This window comes from Saccharopolyspora dendranthemae, assembly GCF_007829955.1.
Taxonomy (GTDB): Bacteria; Actinomycetota; Actinomycetes; order Mycobacteriales; family Pseudonocardiaceae; genus Saccharopolyspora; species Saccharopolyspora dendranthemae.
Map to the genome: position 1 here is coordinate 194,568 of NZ_VIWX01000005.1, position 21,411 is coordinate 215,978.

The following is a 21,411-nucleotide window of genomic DNA, read 5'->3' on the forward strand; positions in this document are numbered from 1 at the left end:
GTGCAGGTCACTTCTGCCGACCTCTGGGAGGTCGAGCCCGGTGAGGTGACGGCCTGGACCGCCGTCCAGGACACCGGCGCGACGCCCGAGCCCGTGGGCCTGTCGGTCAACCAGCGCAACCACCTCGCGGGCGCGGCAGCGGGGGAGCGGACGGTGTGGCTGGCGGCGTGCTTCGAGGTCGACGGACCGATCGACGCCGATGCGCTGCTCTCGGCGTTCCGCTCCTTGCTGGGGCGGCACACCGCGTTGCAGTGCGAGTTCCTGCCGTGCGGGACAGGCGCGGTCCGGCACGACCCGGCGCGGCTGGTCTTCCGGGAGAAGCCGCTCGGTGGAGGCAGCGCGGCGGCTCTGTTGCGGTCGCTGCTGGACCGCGAGTGCACGCCGTTCCCGTACCCGGCGTTCGCGCTGGCGGCGGTGTCCCGGCCGGGCCGTTCGACGGTGGTGTGCGGATTCGACCACGCCCACGTCGACGCCTACTCGATCGCCCTGGTGGCGCGGGACCTCCACGCGCTCTACGCTGGGCAGGAGCTGCCGATCGCGACCAGCTTCGTCGCCAGGGTCGCGGAGTGGTCCGGCGAACCGGTGGAGCAGGACCCGGCGATGGTGAGCTGGCGCGGGTTCCTCGACGCCATCGACTACCGGCTTCCGGTGTTCCCGCTGGACGTCGGGCTCCCCGCGGGCGAGACCGCCGCTCAGGCCACCGATCGCCGCTGCCTCGCCGACGCCCGCACCGCGGCGGAGTTGAGCGAGACCGCCGAGCGGGCCGGTACCTCGACCTACGGAGCGCTGCTGTCCACGCTGGCCTCGGCGCTGGGTTCCGGAACGCTGCCGGTGCTGGCGCCCGTGCAGACCCGCCAGCCCGAGGACGCCGCCGCCGTCGGGTGGTTCACCACGACCGTTCCCGTCTGGGCCGACCCCGAACTCGCCCGCATGGGCGGGCACCTCGGTGACGCCCGCGAGCGGGCGGGACTGCCGCTGGACCAGGTGCTGGCGGCGCTGCCGAGACCGCTGGAATCCGCCAGGCGCGACGTGTTCATGGTCTCCTACGTCGACTACCGACGGCTTCCGGGAAACGGGTCGGCTCAACACGTTTCGGGCACGAGTCCGGCCGATGACGTGCAGCTGTGGCTGTCCCGCACGGAGCACGGCATTCACCTGCGCACCCGGTTCCCCGACGTCGGACAGGCTCACCGCGTGGTCGGTGCGGTGCTGGAGGACTGGTCGGCGGAGATCCGGAAAGCCGTGCGGCAGTAGGCGATCAGTTCGCGAGCCGCCGCGTTCGTGCCCGGCCGCCAGGCGAGCACCAGCAGCGCCGGGTCGATCGCGTCGGCGAGGGGCAGCGCGGTGAGGCCGGAATGCCCGGCGACCATCGACTCGCTGAGGATCGCCACCCCGAGCCCGCGCAGCGCCAGGTCCGCGATCGCCTCCGCCGCGCTGGCCTGCAACGCGATCATCGGTTCCACGCCGCGCGCGGCGCAGACCCGGTCGAACACCGCGCGCAACCCGGTGCCGGGTGGCATGCAGACCACGGGGTGAGCCGCCAGGTCGTGCAGCGCCACCGGTCCACCGGCGAGCTCGTGACCGGCGGGCACGGCCGCGACCAGCGGTTCGCTGATGATGGTGAGGAATTCGAGGTCGTCGGGCTCGGTCCCGGTGCCGATCAGCGCGAGGTCGAGCGCTCCGCTGCGCACGTCGTCGAGGAGCCGGTCGGAGTTGTCCTCCCGCAACGACAGCGTCACCCCCGGGTGCGCCCGGTGGAACCCGGCGAGCGCGTCGAACAGCGGCGTCACCGTGCAGCCGATGACCATCCCGATGCTCAGGTTTCCGCGCAGCAGCCCGGTGATCTCGCCGACCGCCTGACCGACGGACGCGGCGGCAGCCAGAGCGTTGCGCGCGTGCGCCAGCGCCGCCTCGCCCGCGACGGTCAGCTCCGCCGAACGCGCCGAGCGGTCGAAGAGCTCCGCGCCGAGCTCCTTCTCCAGCCGCCTGATCTGCGCGCTCACCCCGGACTGGCTGATGTGCACGCGCTGCGCGGCACGGGTGAAGTTGCGCTCCTCCGCCACGGCCACGAAGTACTCGAGCTGCCGCAAGTCCATGACCGCAGATTCTAGCTACCAGCAGAACCAGCTGTTGGACTTCTAGCGACGCCGACCGCAGGCTGGTCTCAGACCGAGAGGAGAGCGCAGATGCGTGAGAAGGCCCGCGAACCCGAAGATCTGACCAGGCTGTTCGTCGAGCGCAGCAACGCAGGCGACGCCGAGGGTGTCGCCGAGCTCTACGAGCGGGACGCCGTCATGGCCTACCCGCCCGGGAAGACGACGGTGGGCCGCGAGGCCATCCGCGAGCTCTGGGCGGAGGTCCTCGCCCACCGCCCGCGCTTCGAACCGGAACCGCCGTTGCCGACGCTGATCAGCGGCGACATCGCCCTCACCGCGACCCCGCCGTCGGACGGGACGGGCGCCCGGGCCCAGGTGGCCCGCAGGCAGCCCGACGGCAGCTGGCTCCGCCTCCTCGACCAACCCGAGTTCCGCCAGGCGCCCTGACGAGCGGCACCGCCACCTCGTCCGCGCCAGGCACGCCCGACGCGGGCATCTCCCAGTTTTAGTCCAAACCGAGCCATGATCATGTCCGAAATGTCGGCTCAGTTAGGACTAAAACTGGGACCTCGCCGGGGTGACGCGCGGCCCCGCGACGCGTGGGAGCGTCACCTGGTGCGTGTCAGGTGGGAGAGCCAGAGGTGGTCCTGGGCGCGGGTCATGGCCACGAGCCGCCGGCGCTCGTGAGCCTCCCGGTCCTCCCGGGTGTCCTCCGGGGCCACCGGTTCCGCGGGGAGGAACACCGTGCGGAACTCCGTTCCCTTTGCCTGCAGGACGGTTCCGACGAGGGTGTCTGAGGTGTCGCGACCGTCCCAGCTCGCCAGGGGTAACGCCTTGACGCCCGCCCCGCGCAGCACGTCGAGCCAGTGCTCCGTCGCGGCCTCGGACTCGGTGATGATCGCCGCCGACGACTCGTCGTCGAGCGTGAGAAGCGCGCCCAGCAGCGCTCTTTCCTGGTCGTGGCCGTGCCAGTCGACGACCCGGCCACCGCTGCGCACCGCGAGCGCACCGCTCAACGGCAGCGACGGGCCGTCGTCGTACCGGTTGACCGCCTCGACCTGGCCAGCGCGCTCCAGGACCGTGCCGCGGTTGCGGTAGTCGTGCCGCAGGACCTCGCCCCGGCCGTGCAGCGAGATGCCGGCCTCCGACAACCGCCATCCACCCGTCGATGCCTGCTGCTGGCCGTCCCCGACCAGCAGCAGCTGGTCCGGTTCGTCGCCGCTGATCGCGTGCGCCAGCCGAAGCCCGACCAGCGTCAGCTCCTGCGCCTCGTCGACCACCACCGCGGTGTACTGCCGGGGCAGCGGTCGCCGTTCCAGCTCGGCCAGAGCGCGCTTGAGCACATCGCTGTGGTCGAAGACGTCGCGCTCGGAGAGCTCCCGCTCGTAGTCGCAGTAGAAGCGCCAGGCGTGGGAGCGGAAATCCGTGGGCAGCGAACCGCCTCGGCCCTTGCGGGAGGCGGTGCGGTACGCGTCGAACGACGAGACGCCGCGACCCTTGATGACCCGGTCGATCTCGTCCTTCCAGTACTCCGGCGAGTTCCGGATGCCGGGCAGCACCTCTTCGCGCGACCACACCGCGTCGAAGGCCCGCCGGACCTCCTGCTCATCGACCTCCGCCGGACGTCCGCGCCCCGCCAGGAAGTCGCGAGCCCACGAGTGCAGCGAGCCGAACTCGATCTGCCCGGACAGCTCCGGAGCCATCTGTCCGAACCGGCTGGCAGCCCGCTCCGGAACCTGCGCCAGGGGCGCTGTGTAGAGGAGCTTGCCGTGACCGCGCCGCGCGAGGAACGCCAGCCGGTGCAGCGCGAGGGTGGTCTTGCCCGTCCCGGCCGGACCGCTGATCTGCGCAGGGCCGGAGAAGCTGCGCCGCACGGCACCCAGCTGAGCGTCGTCGAGGAAGTACCGCCAGTCCCGGAACGGGTGCCGGGCCGATGCCGCGACCTGCTCCTGCAACACCTGGGGAACGGTGCCGCGCTGGTTGGGGATGCGCTGGGAGTTCCACATGATCGGCGTCAGGTCGAAGGTCCGGCTGTCCAGGTGCTTGGCCAGCGCCAGCACCTCGTCCGGGGTCAGGATCTGCTCGCCGCGCTTGAGCAGCCGGTCCAGCTCGTCCTCGGTGATCGCCAGGTGATCCGTGCTGCGGCCCTTGCGGCCGGTGTGCTCGACGGGGTGCACCACGACCGTGCTCAGCACCGACTCGCTGAGCATCCCGGACCCGATCGACGCGCCGGCCAGCAGCTCGGCCGTCCACACGAACGCCGCGCGCGAATCCTCCCAATCCGGCTCGGTCTCGCGCAGCAGCACCACCAGGACACCCATCCTGCCGACCAGCACCAGGTCCGGGCGCTGCCGCGGGGTGTGCGGGGCGAACTGGTTGAGCAGCGGGTACCAGCCGTTGTCCCGTTCGACCGCGAAGCGGTGCAGGACCCGCTTCTGCCACGACGGCAGCGGCCGGTCCCGCAGCTGCACCTCCGCTTCGCGCCGGAGCAACTCCTGGCGGTGGTGGAAACTCCCGGTCACGGTGCCTCCTGGCCAGTTCCTCCAAGCCTGATCGCGCGCAGAAGTGGACACGCTCGGTATCGAGATTAATGCGTTCCGTGGCGAATTCGAGCGTGTTGAGGTTGCGTCACCTGGATGTAGCAGGCGGCTGATCCTCGACCAGGAACTCCAATGTGGAGATCGGCAGCGCACCGTGCCCGAGGACGGTGTCGTGGAACCGGCTGATGTCGAAGTCCGCGCCCAGCCGCCGGCGCGCGGCGTCCCGGATCCGCTCGATCTCCAACCGCCCCACCAGGTACGACAAGGCCTGGCCGGGGTAGACGATGTAGCGGTCGACCTCGGACGCCGCCTCCAGATCCGACAAGGTGGTGCTGGAGGCCATCGTCTCCAGGGCGCGCTGCCTGCTCCAGCCGAACTCGTGCAGACCCGTGTCCACCACCAGCCGCGCCGCCCGCAGCAGGTCCTGCACCACCATGCCCAGCCGCGCGAGATCCCCCGAGTACAACCCCATCTCGTCGGCCAGCCGCTCGGTGTAGAGCCCCCAGCCCTCGGTGTAGGCGTTGAACCCGGTGAGCCTGCGCAGCAGTGGCAGGTCGGTGAGCTCCTGGGCGAGGCTGATCTGCAGGTGGTGCCCGGGAACGACCTCGTGGAAGGCGATCACCTCGGAGGCGAACCGGGGCCGCTGCTCGGCGCGCAGCGTGTTCGCGAAGTACACGCCGGGACGCGAACCGTCCAGCGCCGGGGACATGTAGAAGCCCATCGGCGTGCTCTCCGACGGAGTTCCGGGAACCGGGCGCACCTCGCACGGCTGCTGCGGCAGTCGCCCGAACCAGCCGGGCGCGGCTGCCGTCGCCCGCTCGACGGCGTCGCGCGCGGCGGCCAGCATCTCCTCGCCGTCGTTCCAGCACAGCGACCGGTCGGTCTGCATCCGCCGCAGCACCGCCTCCGGATCGCCCTCGCCCCAGAGCCGTTCGCCGAGCTCGGAGATCTCCGCGCGCAGCGACGCCAGCTGAGCGCTGCCGATCTCGTGCAGCTCGCCAGGGGTGTGCTCGGTGGTGGTGTGGGCGTGGATGAGCCGCTGGTAGATCTCGTGCCCCTCGCGCATCCAGCACAGGCCGGGCCGGTCGGCCGGGCGCGCGTGCGCTGCGATCTCGCTCGCCAGCACCTCGCGGTACTCGGCCAGCGCGGGGTTCACGACATCGCGGATCAGGCGCTCCCGCTGCTCGGCGTGGGTGGGCGGGAGCTGCTGGGTCAGCAGCGGATCCAGCTCGGGGCGGGACAGATGACCGTCGAGATCCGCGATCGCGTCGTCCAGCAGCGGGCGCACCGGCACCCGCCCGGCGCGGACCCCGTCGCGGTGGCGTTGCGCGGCAGCGGCGGTGAAATCGGGGAGGCGGGCGATGCGCCGCAGGTAGTCCTCGGCCTGCTGATCGCCGCTCACCGGAACCTGCCCGAGGTGGAACAGCAGACCGGCGACGGGCGCGAACAGGTTGCCGATCACGGTGTACTCGGGCGAGCGGGCGTCGAGCCGGTCGACCGTGGCCTGCGCGTGCTGCACCACGACCGCGACGGTCAGCCTCGTCTCCAGGTCGGCGTGGGTGGTGTCGACGGCCATCGCCCGCACCCGGATGTCCTCGGCGTGCTCGCGCTGGGCGAACTCCGCCGCGGCCGAGATGCCCGGCAGCAGGTGGTCGCGGCCGGGCAGACCGTAGAGCGAGGCCCCGATCGGGTCGGAATCCAGTTCGAGGTCCAGGAGCTCTTCGGCGAGCTGGTCCGGCGTCGTCACACGACAATCGTGCCCCTCCGGACCGACATGCGGCAGGGTGGCGCGTTCGCGGTCTCGTCGAGGGGACAATGGCGGAGTGGACCCGCTGCACGATCCGGACGACGAAACCCTCCTCGACCCCAGGCAGGCCCGCGACCTCGCCGGGCTGATCGAAACCGCACGTCTGGCCTCGGCCGTGGTCCGCTACGGCGTGCGCACCCGGGTGGGTGTCGCGTCGGTGGTGCTCAACCAGGACAACCCGCTGCCGGTGGCCAACCACGCGTGCGCCCTGTGGGGGACCGGTGCCCAGGTGGCGGGCACCCTGATGGAGCTGGAGCAGGTGTTCGCCGAGGCCGGCCGCTCCGAGGCCGTCGTGTACGCCTCGCCCACGACCGTCGGGGAGATCGAGGGCATCGCCGATGACGCGGCCTGGCGCGCGGTCGAGGAGCAGGTGGTGCTGCTGCACCGCAGCCGGGGGTTCAGCCGCGGTCTCACGCGGCCCGCCGAGGACCGCGACATCGAGGGCATCGTCGAGCTCTACGCCGACGAGACCGGTCTGTCCGAGGAGGGCGAACGGCGGTTGGCCCGGCACCTGGGGCATCGCGCGGACGAAGGACGCAGCGTGCTGCTCGTCGTCGACGACCCGGGCGTCGACCGGATCGCGGGTTTCGTGCAGGGATTCGTCGAACGCGGGGTCGGGCTCGTCGAACAGGTCGTCGTGCGGCCGGGCCGCCGTCGCCGGGGCTACGGCCACGAGCTGGTCACCGAGGCGTCCGAGGAGCTGCGGCGGATGGGCGCGATGTTGGTGGCGGGCCACGCCGAGGAGGGCGGTACCGCCCAGCGCTTCGCCGAGGCGGTCGGTTTCGACGTCGCCTACGGCGTCACGGCCTACGCGCGCAGGATCGACGACCTGCTCTGATCCGCGTCCCACGATGCGGACTGCGGCCGGCCGGGTGAGGTCCGCGCCACGAAAGCGCTCCGGGGGAATTTCGGTGGTGCCGGGCGGCGTTGGTGTTCGTGGCTCGCACTGTCGAAAATCCCGGGGAGGAAGCTGTGTCCAGCGGCTCAGCGTCAGAGAAGACCATCAAGAGCCCAGGCGTCACAGCACTTCCCCGTGAGATCTGGATCCTCGGCGCGGGCAGTTTCATCGTCGCCGTCGGCATGGGCATCGTCGCTCCCGCGTTACCGGCGTTCGCCACGAGTTTCGACGTCGGCGTGACCGCGGCCGGGTTCATCGTCAGCGCATTCGCCCTGATGCGGCTGCTGTTCGCACCGCTGAGCGGTCGCCTGGTCTCCGCGGCGGGCGAGCGCACGATCTACGTCATCGGCATCACGATCGTCGGCATCAGCAGCACCGCCTGCGCGTTCGCCGACTCCTACTGGCAGCTGCTGATCTTCCGCGCGCTCGGCGGCATCGGGTCGACGATGTTCACCGTCGCCGGCGTGGGCCTGCTGATCCGGCTGTCCCCACCGCACCTGCGCGGACGCGCCTCCGGTGTGTGGGCGACGAGCTTCCTGCTGGGCAACGTCTCGGGCCCGATCGTGGGTGGCGTGATGGTCGGCTACTCGCTGCGGCTGCCGTTCGTCACCTACGGCATCGCGCTGTTCGTCGCGGCCTTCCTCGGCTGGTTCCTGCTGCGCAAATCCACCCTCGCCGCCCCGCTGGGCGATGACGCGACCCCGGCGATGCCGCTGGGCGAGGCGATGCGCACCCGCTCCTACGTGGCCGCGCTGCTGTCGAACTTCGGCAACGGCTGGGCGGTCTTCGGCGTCCGGATCGCGCTCGTCCCGCTGTTCGTGGTGGAGGCGTTGAAGGCGCCGCAGTCGATGTCCGGCATCGCCCTGTCGGTGTTCGCCGTCGGCAACGCCGGTGTCCTGCTGCTGTCGGGGCGGATGGCCGACCGGCACGGCCGCAAACCGATGGTGCTGATCGGCCTGGCCGTGTCGGGCGTGGCCACGGCGTCGCTGGGCTTCACCACGTCGGTCCCGATGTTCCTGGCGGCGTCGCTGATCGCGGGGATGGGCGCGGGCGTGCTCAACCCCGCGCAAAACGCGGCGGTCGCCGACCTCATCGGCGGAAACCGGCGGGGCGGGACGGTGCTGGCGACCTTCCAGCAGGCCGCCGACCTCGGCGCCATCCTGGGCCCGCTGATCGCCGGAGCCTTGGCCGACACCGTCTCCTACCAGGCAGCGTTCCTGGTCACCGGTGCTACGGCGGCGCTCGGGCTGCTGGCGTGGGTGCGCGCTCCGGAGACCCGCCCGCAGCCGGAATCCGGCGGGGAGCAGGTGCGCGCGGCGGCCTGAGGTGTCGATCGTCCTCGTCGCGGGTACCCGTGGAGCAGCGCCACCGGCGTTGCGGTTGGCCCTGCCCGATGCGGGAGGACGACATGAACATCACCGGTATTCCGGGGCATGAACTGACGGAGGACGTGCTGCTGCAGGAGCTCGGCAACCTGCACCAGACGCGCAACGACACGTTCCTGCACGGTTCGCCCGATGCGTTGCGCGAGCACACCGCGCGCACGTTCGAACTGGAGCAGGAGTACTTGCGCCGACACCCGGAGCGAGCGGTCGACCCGCGTCGCACGCGTTCCGGGGCACGAGGGGAGTCGCAGCATGCGTGAACCTCGCGTGGTGATCATCGGAGGAGGGCACGTGGGGCTCACCCTCGCTCTCCGCCTTCAGAAGAAGCTGGACGACGGCGAGGCCAGGGTGACGGTCATCGACACCCAGCCGCACATGACCTATCAGCCGTTCTTGCCGGAAGCCGCCGCAGGTTCACTGGAACCGCGCCACGTGGTGGTGCCGCTGCGGGAGGCGTTGCGCCGGTGCGAGGTGCTGACCGCGCAGGTCCACCGCATCGACCACGCCAACGGGTGCTTGACCGCGACGCTGGGCGATGGGCAGACCGAGACGCTCGACTTCGACATCCTCGTTCCCGTTCCGGGTTCGATCTCGCGGGCGCTCCCGATCCCCGGCCTGGCGGAGGAGGGCGTCGGTTTCAAGACGATCGGAGAAGCGATCTTCCTGCGCAACCACGTTCTGTCCAGGTTGGACATCGCGGCCAGCACCGAGGACGAGCACTTGCGCCGCAGGCTGCTGACGTTCCTGTTCATCGGCGGTGGCTACGCGGGCATCGAGGCGCTGGCCGAGTTGCAGAGCATGGCCCGCTACGCGATCCGCAGTTACCCGCAGCTCTCCGAGCACGACATGCGCTGGGTGCTGGTGGAGGCGATGGGCCGGATCATGCCCGAGGTCAGCCCGCACATGGGCGAGTACACCAAGCAGCAGCTGGAGAGCCTGGGCATCGAGGTCAAGCTCAACACCACTGCGAAGTCCCTTGTGGACGGACATGTGGAGCTGGGTGACGGCGACACCTTCGACGCCGACACGATCGTCTGGACGGCCGGCGTCAAACCGCACCCGATGCTGGAGGACAGCGACCTTCCCAGGGATTCCAAGGGCCGCCTGGAGTGCACGACGAGGCTGCAGGTCAAGGGCACCGACAACGTGTTCTCGGCGGGGGACTGCGCCGCGGTCCAGGACCTGACCAGCAGTGATCCGGAGGCGCTGACGAGCCCCTCGGCCCAGCACGCGGTGCGCCAGGCGAAGCTGCTGGCGGACAACATCGTCGCCCAGCTGCGCGGCGAGCCGCTGAAGGAGTACCGCCACAAGCACGCGGGCTCGGTCGCCGGACTCGGCCTGTTCCGGGGCGCGGCGGAGGTCTACGGCGTCAAGCTCAAGGGCCTCCCGGCCTGGCTGCTGCACCGCGCCTACCACTTGATGAAGATGCCGACGACGTCCCGCAAGGCCCGGATCCTCGGCGACTGGCTGCTGGAACTCCCGTTCCGACGCCAAGTCGTGGCCCTCGGCGAACTCCACGACCCGAGAGCGGAGTTCGTCAAGGCCGCCAACACCCGAGGCCTGCCCAAACCCAGGGGCACGACAGCAGCGGGATGATCGCAGTGACCGTCCTCACGGAGCCTGGCCGTCTCCGTGAGGACGGGTACCGTCAGAGGCACAGCGCGACCGTGTCTCCGCAGGTCAAGGCCCGTTGTCAGGCACTCGGCGCGTTCCGGGGACCCCCCTGGAATCACCCCCGAACGGCTGTTGTACTGTATTGGCACACGAGATGAGCGGGGCGGAAACAAACCGAACACCTCGGAACAACAGAACACGGGGCTGTGGCGCAGCTGGTAGCGCACTTGACTGGCAGTCAAGGGGTCAGGGGTTCGAATCCCCTCAGCTCCACCCCGATGACCAGGGCCGATGCTTCCGAGCATCGGCCCTCGTCTTTTGCTGCCTGTCTATCTGCCTGTCTAACGTGTGGCGGACACACGGGCCGACGTCACGTCCGGCTCGGTGTTAAGGGAGAGCTGTGTTCGGCACAGGGCGTCCTTCGGAGTCCAAGACCGTCCTGCTGGACCAGTGCTCGGCTTCGGCGGTCTCGCCGCGTTGGTGGAGCAGGGCGCTCAAAAAATACATTGCGATGTTGTCCCCCGCTTCCGCACTCGTGCGAAACCAGGTCTCGGCCTCTGCGGTCTCGTTCCGTCCGAGGAGGAGTTTTGCAAGGTTCTTTGCGCCCTTGGTCATGGCCTCGTTGTCGTTGCTCTCCGCAGCTTTGCGGTACCAGTCTTCGGCTTCGGTGGTCTCGTCTCGGCTGTCGAGGAGCAGCCCGAGGTTGTTCATTGCTCTAGGGTGGCCCGCTTCGGCGGCTTTGCGGTACCAGTCTTCAGCCTCGGTCGACTCACCGCGTTGAAGGAGGAGGAGACCTAGGACGTACATCGCCTTGTGGTAGCCCGCTTTGGCGGCTTTGCGGTACCAGTCTTCGGCCTCGGTCGACTCACCCAGGTCTTCTAAAAGGAGCCCGAGGTTGCTCATGGCCTTGGGGTCGCCGGTTTGCGCGCCTGCGCGGTACCAGACTTCGGCTTCAGTGGTCTCGTCTCGGCTGTCGAGTAGTTGGCCGAGGTTGTTCATGGCTCTATGGTCGCCCGCTTCGGCGGCTTTGCGGTACCAGTCTTCAGCCTCGGTCGACTCACCGCGTTGAAGGAGTTGAAAGCCAAGATTAAACATGGCCCCGTGGTTGCCGGTTTGGGCGGCTTTGCGGTACCAGCTTTCGGCTTCGGTGGTCTCGCCTCGGTTAGCGAACAGGAGTCCGAGATTGTTCATGGCCCCGTGGTTGCCGGTTTGGGCGGCTTTGCGGTACCAGCTTTCGGCTTCGGTGGTCTCGCCTCGGTTAACGAGCAAGAGCCCGAGATTGTTCATGGAATCGACGTGGTCGCTTTCGGCGGCTTTGCGGTACCAGCTTTCGGCTTCGGTGGTCTCGCCTCGGTTAACGAGCAAGAGCCCGAGATTGTTCATGGAATCGACGTGGTCGCTTTCGGCGGCTTTGCGGTACCAGCTTTCGGCTTCGGTGGTCTCGCCTCGCGTCTCAAGCAAAAGACCGATGTTGTTTGCCCCTTTAGTCATGGCTTCGTGGTCGTTGCTTTGGGCGGCTTTGCGGTACCAGGTTTCGGCTTCGGTGGTCTCGCCTCGGGCGTCGAGGAGCAGCGCGAGGTTGTTCATAGCTTTAGGGTGGCCGGCTTCCGCTGCCTTGTGATACCAGGATTCGGCCTCGGCTGCCTCATCAAATTCAAGAAGTTGAAGCCCGAGATTATACATTACATTCGGATTTCCGCCTTCGGTAGCTTTACGGTACCAAGAGAGAGATTCGGCCTTCTCGCCGCGTTCGAGGAGGAGAACTGCGAGGTTGTTTGCCCCTTTGGTCTTGGCCTCGTGGTCGTTGCTTTCCGCGGATTTGCGGTACCAGGTTTCGGCTTCGGTGGTCTCGTCTCGGCTGTCGAGGAGCAGGCCGAGGTTGTTCATAGCTTTAGGGTGGCCGGCTTCGGCCGCCTTGCGGTACCAAGCTTCACCTTCGGGAATGCTGCCGCGTTCAACAAATTGCATTCCAAGGAAATACATTGCATGAGCATTTCCGGCCTCGGCGGCCTTGAGGAATGCTTGGGTAGATACGGCAGTGTTATCGAGGTATTCTGCGGTTAGTCCGATATAGATAGCCTCGTTGGGGGTGCTAAGTGCCAGCACGGCATTCCAAGTTTCAGGGCGGACTCGTGTTCCCGCAAGCGGACTGCCAGGTATTTCTGTGCTGTCTGCGAGATAGTCGGCTGCGAGTACGGAGCTCTCGGGATGCGGCTGCAAGCAGGAGTTTGCGCCGAGTACGAGCTTTTCTGCCCATTTGATGCCGTCGTGCGCGGTTGGAAGGTCACTCCGTTGGCGCCAGTCTGGTGTTAGGTAGTGTCGGTAGAGATCTTCTACGGTTGTGGTTGGAATCGGTTCGTCGTATCCGGCGCGGCGACAGTCGACCGCAGCGCTAATGACCGCTTGACCGACCTGGAAGAGGGCGCCGTCGCCAGTGGACCATCGACCCAGCATTGCCCGGCCAGCTACAAGATATTCGGCGAATCCTTCATTAGCGTCGAGAGCAGCAGAAATTCGATAGTCGGGAATCTTATGAGCTCTTGCTCGTTCGTCCTCGCTGAGGTATCGATCGATACGGATGCGTCGTCGGTCTCGTATGTGTCGGATCAATTCGACGGAATTGTGAGCCAAGGCGCTTTCGTCTTTGGAGCCAGCGATTGAGGCATTATCGTAATGGGCGAGTACGTCGTCGCGGATGGTCGAGAAGATTGTGGCATTAGCTCCCTGAGGGCAAAGGCGATGCAATAGCCCGAGATCGAGACCGTCGGGCTCAAGGAAGCGTTCCAAGTCGTCAAGCCAAATAACTGCATTTGTTAGATCAACACCCGCGTCGGCGATCGCACGCAAGCTAGATCCGTTGCACGGTATTACCAATTGTTGGTCTGGGCAGAGGCGGTGAAGAGCTTCTGCTGCTGCGCGGGTCTTGCCTGATGCTGCACGGCCGTGTAGCAGTACCATTCCGCCTTGAGCAAGTGCCCATTCTAGATCCTCGTCACGGTCACGTGCGACGAACGGTGGAAGATCTTCGTCGGTTTCGGTGTCCATAGCGGGTTTAACCCGCATGTCGAGAAGCCCTACATCTGATACCTTCGGCAAGGCTCCATTGATTAAAAACAGTGCGCGGCCAGCAAGCGTTGCATTTGCTCCATCAAGCGTGCCTTGCGCGGGGCGCGCGCCTCGGCGTAACCATCGCCACGCCTGGCCACTTGCAGCCCCAAGGAGGGTTGCGATCGCTGCGAGCCAGCTCAAGGCTTCGGCAACGTTGCGGACGGGGCTGTTGTCTGCAAGCAGCCATTCCTGCCTGCTCAACAGGAAACTCACGGCTGCAACCACCGCGAGTACGGCGAGCGGTAAGAGTCGGCGTAGCGGTACGCGCATCAGGACATTATGAAGGCGAGACAAGGGGGAGCGGGGGCAAATGACGGGAATGCCTGCCAAACCAAGCCTCTTGGTCTACCAGGCTCTCGAAGAGTTCGAGTGTTACCAGGGCCGACGCGGACTGCGTCGGCCCTGGTAGTTGCCTAACATGCCGGTTTCGGGTTGCGAAACACCTCGTCCATAGCTTCGGCACCCTCGACGATCACAGGCCTGATCTGCTTGCGGTAGACCAGCTCGGTCACGCGGGTGCCGCTGTGACCGACCAGGCGCGCGATGTCTTCCAGAGAGACGCCGGATGCGGACATGATGGAGACGAAGCTGTGCCGCATCTCGCGGGGTGTCCACTGGTGTGGTTCGAGGCCGGCGGCTTTGACGACTCGGCGGAAAGCGCGTCGGACGTTGTGGGCGTCGAGCTCTGTGCCGTTCTCTGACGGGAAGACCAGCCCTGTCGGGTCCCACTGTTGGCCCTGGCGTCGTGCCAGGTCGCGTTGACGAAGTCGGTGGCGTCGGAGTGCCACAACGCACCGGGCGGGGAGTGCCAAGGTGCGGCGTGACTTCCTTGTCTTCGTATCACCGCCCTCGCGGACTGAGTGCCATACCTCGATCGAGCGTGGGACCGGCGGATCTGCGCTTGGGTCGCCGCCGAGGTCGACGTGATCCCAAGTCAGTGGGCGAAGTTCCTCTTGCCGCGCCCCGATCAGCAGCGAGAGCACGATGTAGGCGTGCATGTTGGAGTTCTCTGAGGCTTTCAACACCGCTTCGGCCTGGTCGAGGGTGAGGGACTTCGAGGGCCGGCCTTGCAGCCCTACTGGGATCTCGCACAGCTCGACCACGTTGCGCATGACCTTGTCGCGAGCCTGGGCGTACCGGACGGCGCGGCTCAAGAGAGAGTGCAAGAGCCGCAGCGTCCGAGTACTCAGCTGGTTTGCTCGGTCTGCCAGCCATCGCTCCACATCCTCTGTGGACAGATCAACCAGTTTCCTCTTGCCCAGGTATGGGATCACGTGCATCTCGACGTTGTTCCGGTAGTTATCGACTGTGGACTTGGACCGGCCACTCAGCCCGTAGGCCAGCCACCCTCGAACAGCTTCCTCGACGGTGTAGCTACTCGGTGCAGGCTGCTTCTTCTCGCGGTTGTCGACGAGCTCACGAAGCTTGTCTTTCGCCTCGGTCTTCGTGACTCCGCTTGCGCTGCGGGTTTTGCGCTTGCCCGCAGCATCGAAACCGACCGTCACCCAGGCGATCCAACGACGGCGGCCCTCGTGCCAGTGCAGACCGCCGTCGCCTCGGCTACGCCGCTTCGCCATTGCCGTCCTCCTTGGCTTCCTTTTCGAGCAGTTCCACGTAGTCGGTGAGGGCAGCTGCCGGGATGAGGCGCGTAGCGCCCTGAGTGACGGAGCGGAGTCGACCGCAGCGAAGCTGTTCGTAAATGGTCGATCGACTCAGCGCGAGCAGAACCATCGCTTCGCGGACCGGGTACAGCAGGCGCTGTGGGACGCCCTCAGCCGAGAAGTGCGCGGTGGTCATGCGATCCCCCTGGTGTTGATGGTGCGTGGGGTTGCCGTCCCAGCCGTCCCATCCGTCCCAATGCAGGTCAGGCTGGGACGGCTTGGGGTGTTGGGACGGCTTGTGCCGTCCCAGGGAACTGGGCCGGTGATCTGGGTGGGACGGCTGGTGCCGTCCCGGGCGGTGGTGCCGTCCCGCTCTGACCTGGGCTGGGACGCTTGGGACGGCTGGGACGGCTCCCCCGCAGGGGCCTCCGGCGGGCAGTACCGAGCCCACGCGTCGGCGAAGTCGGCGCGGCGGTAGCCCTTGGCCTGGGAGCCGTCGGGGAACCGCACGTTCGCCGACCGGATCTCGAACTCGGCGAGCAGCTTGGACAGCTTCGCCGGGCTCAGCCCGCCAGGTCCGTAGTCGCGCCACGGGGCTTCGAGGTCGGCGTTGAGCTGCCGGAGCAGGTCAGCGGTGGAGATGACCTGTGCGTCGTTGAACGCGGTGCGGCAGTCGACCAGCAGCCGGGTGCGGATGGTGCCCTGGTCGTTGTCGGTGGCTTCGGCCAGGAGGTCAACCGCGGCTTGGCGTGCGCGGTCTGGCCAGCTGCCGCCGGCGTGGTCTGCCACTGCGATCAGCGGTTCCCAGGTGTCGGCTGCTCGGTCTTCCAGCGGCATCTCCGGTTCGGCGCGTTCGAGGACGTTGAGGTCGCCTCGAAGCCAGGCGGTCATCTGGTCGCCCAAGTGCGTCAAGGCGGGGCGGTCGCGGCGGTGGCGGTAGGGCGAGACCGACTCGCCCGGAGCACGTCGACGCATCCGGACGACCACGGCTCGGTCCTCGATGGTGTCGGGCATGGCGCCGATGCCGGCCAGGGCTGCCATGGCGAACGTGGGGATCGACTCGACCTTGCGGGTGTTGGCGTCGAATCGGATCGCCGGGCGGTTGCGCTGGTGTCCGGCGTTGAGCAGGCCGCGCAGGTCCTCGTTGCTCGCTGCTTCGGCGCCGAAAATCGTGTCGGCTTCGTCGACCAGCATCGTGGGCGGGTCGTCGGTGATGGAGCGGTAGATCGCCGAGGGCGAGGCGTTGACGGTGATCAGCGGCTCGTAGCAGACGGCCTCGACCACATCGAGCAGTCGCGATTTCCCGCAGCGCTTCTCCGGGGCGCGGATCACCAGGCGCGGGGCGTGAGCCCATGCCGGCTGGGCGTGGGTCGCAGCGATCCACAGTACGACGGCGTCCACGGCCTGCGGGCTGGGCAGGATGACGTAGCGGGTCAGCGCGGTGTGCAGCTGGTTCAGTAGCCCGGCCCCGTTGGGTTGAGACGTCATTGAGCTACCTCCTTCCGAGCTCGTGGTCATGCGATCCGGTTTCCGAGGCCGTGCAGTGAGTCCGGGCCGTCGTGGGTCCCGCGCTCCCAACCCCGGAGGGCGTTGCGTCGGGCGGCGGCGGGTTCGAGCGGCTTGCCGGTGCGCTCACGCCGGCGGAGCGCTGCGGCGGTCAGGGCATCGATCGCCTCGGTCGCCGTCCAGGGGGCGGTGTCGTGGGTGGCGAGGTTGGCCAGGCGACGAGCGGCCGCGTAGACCAGCCGCCAGCGCTCCCCCGGCTCGGTCTCGACCTTGCTCAGCTGGCCTTCCCAAACGCGCTGCCAGTAGCCCGGAGCGTGATCGCCCGGCGCGGCTGCCGTGAGGTTGGGAGCTACCGGTGCCGGTGTGGCCGGCGGCATGACCCGGTGTCGTAGCCAGGCGGGCAGCTCGGCGATCTCAGCGGTCGCTGAGATCCGCCTGTAGACGCCCCCAACGTCCTCCGGAGGCGTGACCGTGGTTCCGGGTGCAAGGACGTAGCCGCCCAGGGCACGGACGTCGATCTGATGCGCCACACGCCCCGTCGCATCGCTCGGCACCTCCAGCCCATCCGGGACACGGAAGTACAGGTGCCGACCGCCAGAGGGTGTGGCGACGGTGAGCGTGGTCGGCCACGGCTCTCCGGTGGCGATGGTCAGGGCGTCGAGGGCTTCCAACCCGTCGCCGACCGGGTTGGACACGTCGTGCGCTGCCGGGGCTGGCGGCTTGGGCTTGCGGTCGAGGTCGAGCACCACCAGACCGGACGGCCCGGTTGCGATGCCCACTCCGGCGCGGGGCGTGCGGGTCCACCACTGCCGGATCAACGCCTGATCGGTGGTGGCGGCGAGCAGGCCGTGGCAGGGCTGCTCGGCGGTCAGGCACCGGCAGGCGCTCGGTGCGGTGTGGCTGGCCTTGCAGTGCGGGCAGTTGGCGAACGGGCGCTTGCTGCCGGGCCGCAGGGGGAAGACGTGCATGTCCTGGGCGGCGAGCCAGCTGGCGATGTTGAGGTGAGTGCTCATGCGGGATGGGCCTTCCAAGTAGGGCGTTCAGTCGCGGTGGTGGTTGGTTCGGTGGATGCGGCGGGCGGCGTTGATGGCCCGGCGGCCGGGCCGAAGTCGGAGGCCGGTGCCGTTGCAGCGCCGACAGAGGCGGATCGCGCGGCCGAACGGGGAGCGGAGCTTTCCGCCGCCTCGACAGGTGCGGCAGGCCTTGAACGGCCAGAACCAGCACGTCACGCCGTAACCGAAAGTGACCAACAGGAGTGTGAGGAGCAGGACGGTGCTAGCGGAGTCGGTGGGGGTCACAGATGGCCTCCAGGGCGGTTTTTGGGCGCACTGGCCCGCAGCGCGCTAGGAGCTAGGGCGCTGGTCGTGGTGGAGATGGGGCGCTAGCGGGGCCGCTAGGTCTAGCGGGTAGGTCGGCTAGACCTAGCGGCGTTGCTGGGCTTAGCCAGCACCCCGCCCGCTGTCACGCTGCGTGTGGGTTTCGGCGACGTCGGCGCGGTGGAAGCCACGCCGGTTGCGGCCAGTGCCGGCGGCATCGGTGCCCCAGATCTGGCGGTTGACCCGCACGCCGTGGCGCTTGAGCGCGGCGGTCAACTCGTCGGGCTCCCACTCGCCGTAGACCTCGGGGCGCAGTTCGGCGAGGCGGGACACCGCGGTTTCGTTCCACACCTTCGCCTCGGCCTCGCCGAACACCGCCAGGATGTCTTCCAACAACGTGTCCTTCCGGGACGCCGTCTCATCGACGTCGGAGGTTTCGCCGATGGCGTGGCCGGTGAGGGTGCCGGCCTGTTCGCGGAGGGTGCGGGCGTAGGCGGCGACCTTCTCCGAGGCCGGGCCGTCCAAACCGGCGACGGTGCGCACGATCTGGGCGTCGGAGCCTTCTCCGACGAGGTAGCCGATGCCCTTGTCCGCCCACGCGAACGTCGTGGCTCGGACGCCCTGCTTGTACTTGGAGGTGCCGAGGACCATGTCGTTTTCGGTCTGGCCCTGCACCTTCAAGCAGAACCGCGTGGAGACGTTCGCCGAGATGCCGGTGGGCAGGCTCTTGGCGTCGGGGCGCTGGGTGGCCAGCATGAGCACGATCCCCAGAGCTGGGCCTCGTTTGACCAGGTCGGTGCAGATGGCCTCGAACTCGTCGCCATGGTCGGGGTGCTCGAACCACATCTGGCACTCGTCCACCCCGATGACGATCGGGTGCAGACCCAGGGACTTCTTGCCGGCCAGCTCCGGGGTGACCTTGTTCTCCGGGGACAGACCTTGCTTGGCCAGCTTTCGGATGAGGTCGGACCGACGCCGCATCTCATCGCGGATGCGTCGCAGTTCAACGATGGCCTTCTCGATTTCCTCGTCGTCGTCGCCGACACCGTGGGCGTGGGTGACCTTCTCCAAGGGGTCGAGGTCGCCGGTGCCCTTGAGGTCGTAGGTATGCAACTCGGCACGCGGGTCGAGCGCGGCGATGAGCAGCAGCTCGCGCAGCGCGAAAGTCTTGCCCATACGCGGGATCGCCCCGATCGCCACCGAGGTGAACATCAGCCGGAGGTCGACCCACCGTCCACGCTGGTCAGTGCCGAAGGGTTGGGGCTGGAAGAGGTCGACACGGACGCCCTTACGCAGCGCCCAAGCGGGTTGCTTGGCCTTGCGCATGTCCTGATCCCCCACCCAGAGGATCATCCGGGCGGCGTGCTCGGCGTTGTCGGCCTCGGGCCACACGCACCCCACCGGCCGACGCAAACCGGAGGCGAGCTTTTCGCGCTTGTCCATGATGTCGCCCGGCGTCACCCCGTGCGGCAGGTCCACATCCGCACGCCACCCCTTGCCATCACGCGAAATCGGCTTGGGGAACCCGATTCCCTCGCCGCCCTTGCCCATCGCCTGGTTGATCCCCGAAATGCCCAGAGAGTTCAGCGCGATTTCGACGGCGTTGCTGGTCAGCTTCGGCACCTTCGTCGCCTCCACCGCACGGGAAGCGATCGGCTGATCCGCCGGCGCTCCCAACCAGCCCACCGCGCCCAGGGCGCCGGCCACGATCGCGTACTGCACCAGCTCGGGCAGGAACGCCCTGCCGAGGAAGAACGCCGCCAGCGCGGTCGCGCCCAGGCCCACGGTGGCGTAGACCCGGCCCCGGACCCGGCTATCACGCTGGCTCGACAACCGGAGGTATTCGGCGGCATCCGCGCGGTCAGCGGCAGCGTGGCGAACGGTCCGGCCTTCGGCGTCGGTCACCCACCGCAGAAACCCACCCAGCAGCCGCAGGGTCCCTTGTGGAACGCGGATCAGGATGCGGGCGATGTAGACCGGGCAGCGCACCGCGTGGAAGGCGAAGGTGTGGCCGGCGTACCCGACCGCCCACTTCGCGGTCTCCTGGAACTCCTCGACGCTGCTCGCCCAGCCAGGCAGGACCGGTTCCCGCTTCTCGTGGCGGACCAGGCTCGACCCCGCCTCGGCGGTCTGGGACTGGTCGACCTGCGGGGCCTGGTCCTCGTCGACCAGCTCACCATCGATGACCTGCTGCTCCGACTCGCCCTCGTCGCGGGTCTGGTCGTGGTTGAGGCGTTCGGAGGGGAAGCGCAGCACCCGCGCCTGCTCGCCGTCCTGGTGCTCGTCGTCGGGCCTGTGGTTCTGGGGCTGTTCGGTCATTGCTGCACCTCCCGGTGGTCGTCGGTGTCCTTGATCAGGTGGGCCAAGCCCGCGCCCATGCCGAGCACGGCCACGGGCAGACAGGCCACAGCGGCGGTGATCAGCCAGGGCGCGGAGGTCATGCCGGCGGCCTTCATAAGGTGGAACGCGATCTGGCCCAGTGCTCCGAGAGCGAGCGAGCCGAGCGCGGAGTACTTGGCGAACCGGCGGGCGCGGGGCGGGACTTGGCCGGAGAGCCAGACGCGGAGGGCGTAGGCGGCGTAGGTCTCCACCCCGATCGGCAACGTGATCGCGGTGTTGATCGCGAATCCATCGGCGATGCCGGGCAGGGGGTGGACGATGCCGAACCCGGTGAGCTGGCCGAGTCCGACCCAGCCGGACCAGATCGCCACGAACGCCGGCAGTGCCAGCAGCATCACCGGCCACACCGCCACCGGCCGCGACCTCTCGCCTTCGGCGGGCTTGGCCGGGTCTGCGGCGGGTGTGATCGGCTCGGACCGCTCCTCGCGTTCGGGCTCCGGCTGTTCCGCCGAGACCCGCTCGGGCTCTGCGACCGGTTCCACCTCGGTGGACTCGCCCTCGGTCCTGGTGGATTCGGCGTCGTGGGTTTCGGTGGGTTCGGTTTCGACCGAGGCGGAGTCGGTGACCACGTGCAGACCGACGGGGTTGGGAGCCTTGGTCTGGCGCTCCTGGGCCAGGTGCGCCAGGAGGTCGCGGGCCTTGGGCGCCCCGATTCGCAGCTCGGCCATCAACTGGTTGCGGCTCGGAATCCGCCCCAGGTTCTTAACCAACTGGCGGGCCTGCGGCAGCAGCTCGGCGACCGGTACGGGGTAGGAGCTCTTGGCGGTGGTCATCGGCCCACCCCCACCGGGAGCCGCGGAGCAGGGACCCGAGACCCCAGCTCCTCAACAACGGCCATGACAAGCCGCAACGCGACACCGAGGCCGAACAGCCCAACGCCGAGGGTGCGGGCGATACCGGAGGCCACCGCCAGGGCGAAGAGCACGACCAGCGGCAGGACGGTCACGACGGTGACCCGCAGCAGCCCGGTGGCCGTCAGCAGCACCAGCGGCAGCACCACAAGGACAAACAGCTTGATCAGCAGGTACAGCGCGCTCATCAGCAGGGTCTTCATCGCACACCCCCAGAGGGGTTGGTGGCGATCGCTAGCATCAGAGATCTCCTAACGGTTGGTTGATCGGTGGGAGACCCGGCCCAGCA

At 68.2% G+C, this 21,411-nt stretch carries 17 protein-coding genes and 1 tRNA gene; 7 read left to right on the plus strand and 11 right to left on the minus strand.

Features of this window, described 5'->3' with window-relative positions; all coding sequences use genetic code 11:
• A complete protein-coding gene (locus FHU35_RS22590; RefSeq protein WP_186459568.1) occupies nt 1–1,254 on the plus strand; it encodes a condensation domain-containing protein in 1,254 nt (417 codons plus the stop codon).
• Here FHU35_RS22590 and FHU35_RS22595 read toward each other — a convergent pair.
• Complete coding sequence (locus FHU35_RS22595) at nt 1,188–2,096, minus strand: LysR family transcriptional regulator (RefSeq protein WP_145743060.1); 909 nt, start codon at nt 2,094–2,096, stop codon at nt 1,188–1,190. The genes FHU35_RS22590 and FHU35_RS22595 overlap by 67 nt on opposite strands.
• 90 nt (nt 2,097–2,186) lie before the next feature.
• Between FHU35_RS22595 and FHU35_RS22600 the strand changes: the two genes are divergently transcribed.
• Nucleotides 2,187–2,543, plus strand: coding sequence for a YybH family protein (locus FHU35_RS22600; protein WP_145743062.1), 357 nt, complete (start codon nt 2,187–2,189; stop codon nt 2,541–2,543).
• Nucleotides 2,544–2,704: 161 nt separating this feature from the next.
• Here FHU35_RS22600 and FHU35_RS22605 read toward each other — a convergent pair whose 3' ends face one another.
• Both FHU35_RS22605 and FHU35_RS22610 read right to left on the minus strand, forming a co-directional pair.
• Nucleotides 2,705–4,618 carry a UvrD-helicase domain-containing protein gene (locus FHU35_RS22605; protein ID WP_145743064.1) on the minus strand — a complete coding sequence of 638 codons (1,914 nt, stop codon included), beginning with the start codon at nt 4,616–4,618 and terminating at the stop codon, nt 2,705–2,707.
• 106 nt (nt 4,619–4,724) lie between these two features.
• Nucleotides 4,725–6,383, minus strand: a complete 1,659-nt coding sequence (locus FHU35_RS22610) for a DUF885 domain-containing protein (RefSeq protein ID WP_145743066.1) — start codon at nt 6,381–6,383, stop codon at nt 4,725–4,727.
• A gap of 76 nt (nt 6,384–6,459) precedes the next feature.
• On the opposite strand from FHU35_RS22610, the gene FHU35_RS22615 reads away from it, so the two are divergent.
• From FHU35_RS22615 to FHU35_RS22635, 5 genes are all read left to right on the plus strand, one after another.
• Nucleotides 6,460–7,281 (plus strand): GNAT family N-acetyltransferase, encoded by an 822-nt coding sequence (locus FHU35_RS22615; protein ID WP_145743068.1) that lies wholly within the window; start codon nt 6,460–6,462, stop codon nt 7,279–7,281.
• Nucleotides 7,282–7,415: 134 nt separating this feature from the next.
• Entirely contained in the window at nt 7,416–8,666 is a 1,251-nt protein-coding gene (locus FHU35_RS22620; RefSeq protein WP_246110510.1) for an MFS transporter, read from the plus strand.
• Between the two features lie 83 nt (nt 8,667–8,749).
• Nucleotides 8,750–8,986, plus strand: a complete 237-nt coding sequence (locus tag FHU35_RS22625; protein WP_145743797.1) for a DUF6158 family protein — start codon at nt 8,750–8,752, stop codon at nt 8,984–8,986.
• Nucleotides 8,979–10,322, plus strand: coding sequence for an NAD(P)/FAD-dependent oxidoreductase (locus tag FHU35_RS22630; protein WP_145743069.1), 1,344 nt, complete (start codon nt 8,979–8,981; stop codon nt 10,320–10,322). The genes FHU35_RS22625 and FHU35_RS22630 overlap by 8 nt, the downstream gene beginning before the upstream one ends.
• A 218-nt stretch (nt 10,323–10,540) precedes the next feature.
• A tRNA-Ala gene (locus FHU35_RS22635) sits at nt 10,541–10,613 on the plus strand.
• Nucleotides 10,614–10,727: 114 nt separating this feature from the next.
• On the opposite strand, the gene FHU35_RS22640 is transcribed toward FHU35_RS22635, so the two are convergent.
• The 8 genes from FHU35_RS22640 to FHU35_RS22680 all read right to left on the minus strand — a co-directional run bounded on the left by FHU35_RS22640 (nt 10,728) and on the right by FHU35_RS22680 (nt 21,325).
• Complete coding sequence (locus FHU35_RS22640) at nt 10,728–13,661, minus strand: tetratricopeptide repeat protein (protein WP_186459569.1); 2,934 nt, start codon at nt 13,659–13,661, stop codon at nt 10,728–10,730.
• Nucleotides 13,662–13,861: 200 nt separating this feature from the next.
• A complete protein-coding gene (locus FHU35_RS22645; RefSeq protein WP_145743073.1) occupies nt 13,862–15,025 on the minus strand; it encodes a site-specific integrase in 1,164 nt (387 codons plus the stop codon).
• Nucleotides 15,009–15,245: an excisionase family DNA-binding protein gene (locus FHU35_RS22650; protein ID WP_145743075.1), complete on the minus strand. Its 237-nt coding sequence runs from the start codon at nt 15,243–15,245 to the stop codon at nt 15,009–15,011. Before FHU35_RS22650 ends, FHU35_RS22645 begins: the two co-directional genes overlap by 17 nt.
• Entirely contained in the window at nt 15,242–16,537 is a 1,296-nt protein-coding gene (locus FHU35_RS22655; RefSeq protein WP_145743077.1) for a DUF3631 domain-containing protein, read from the minus strand. Before FHU35_RS22655 ends, FHU35_RS22650 begins: the two co-directional genes overlap by 4 nt.
• A gap of 26 nt (nt 16,538–16,563) precedes the next feature.
• Nucleotides 16,564–17,568, minus strand: a complete 1,005-nt coding sequence (locus FHU35_RS22660) for a bifunctional DNA primase/polymerase (protein ID WP_145743079.1) — start codon at nt 17,566–17,568, stop codon at nt 16,564–16,566.
• Nucleotides 17,569–17,994: 426 nt separating this feature from the next.
• Nucleotides 17,995–20,190, minus strand: a complete 2,196-nt coding sequence (locus FHU35_RS22670; RefSeq protein ID WP_145743083.1) for an FtsK/SpoIIIE domain-containing protein — start codon at nt 20,188–20,190, stop codon at nt 17,995–17,997.
• Nucleotides 20,187–21,044 carry an ABC transporter permease gene (locus FHU35_RS22675; RefSeq protein ID WP_145743085.1) on the minus strand — a complete coding sequence of 286 codons (858 nt, stop codon included), beginning with the start codon at nt 21,042–21,044 and terminating at the stop codon, nt 20,187–20,189. The genes FHU35_RS22670 and FHU35_RS22675 overlap by 4 nt, the downstream gene beginning before the upstream one ends.
• Complete coding sequence (locus FHU35_RS22680) at nt 21,041–21,325, minus strand: hypothetical protein (RefSeq protein ID WP_145743087.1); 285 nt, start codon at nt 21,323–21,325, stop codon at nt 21,041–21,043. Before FHU35_RS22680 ends, FHU35_RS22675 begins: the two co-directional genes overlap by 4 nt.
• Between the last annotated feature and the right edge of the window lie 86 nt (nt 21,326–21,411).

What these genes read in the sequence shown, in the direction of transcription:
- FHU35_RS22595 (WP_145743060.1), bottom strand. Translation starts at nt 2,096, where the DNA reads ATGGACTTGCGGCAGCTCGAGTACTTCGTGGCCGTGGCGGAGGAGCGC.
- FHU35_RS22600 (WP_145743062.1), top strand. Translation starts at nt 2,187, where the DNA reads ATGCGTGAGAAGGCCCGCGAACCCGAAGATCTGACCAGGCTGTTCGTC.
- FHU35_RS22625 (WP_145743797.1), top strand. Translation starts at nt 8,750, where the DNA reads ATGAACATCACCGGTATTCCGGGGCATGAACTGACGGAGGACGTGCTG.
- FHU35_RS22630 (WP_145743069.1), top strand. Translation starts at nt 8,979, where the DNA reads ATGCGTGAACCTCGCGTGGTGATCATCGGAGGAGGGCACGTGGGGCTC.
- FHU35_RS22645 (WP_145743073.1), bottom strand. Translation starts at nt 15,025, where the DNA reads ATGGCGAAGCGGCGTAGCCGAGGCGACGGCGGTCTGCACTGGCACGAG.
- FHU35_RS22650 (WP_145743075.1), bottom strand. Translation starts at nt 15,245, where the DNA reads ATGACCACCGCGCACTTCTCGGCTGAGGGCGTCCCACAGCGCCTGCTG.
- FHU35_RS22655 (WP_145743077.1), bottom strand. Translation starts at nt 16,537, where the DNA reads ATGACGTCTCAACCCAACGGGGCCGGGCTACTGAACCAGCTGCACACC.
- FHU35_RS22660 (WP_145743079.1), bottom strand. Translation starts at nt 17,568, where the DNA reads ATGAGCACTCACCTCAACATCGCCAGCTGGCTCGCCGCCCAGGACATG.
- FHU35_RS22670 (WP_145743083.1), bottom strand. Translation starts at nt 20,190, where the DNA reads ATGACCGAACAGCCCCAGAACCACAGGCCCGACGACGAGCACCAGGAC.
- FHU35_RS22675 (WP_145743085.1), bottom strand. Translation starts at nt 21,044, where the DNA reads ATGACCACCGCCAAGAGCTCCTACCCCGTACCGGTCGCCGAGCTGCTG.
- FHU35_RS22680 (WP_145743087.1), bottom strand. Translation starts at nt 21,325, where the DNA reads ATGAAGACCCTGCTGATGAGCGCGCTGTACCTGCTGATCAAGCTGTTT.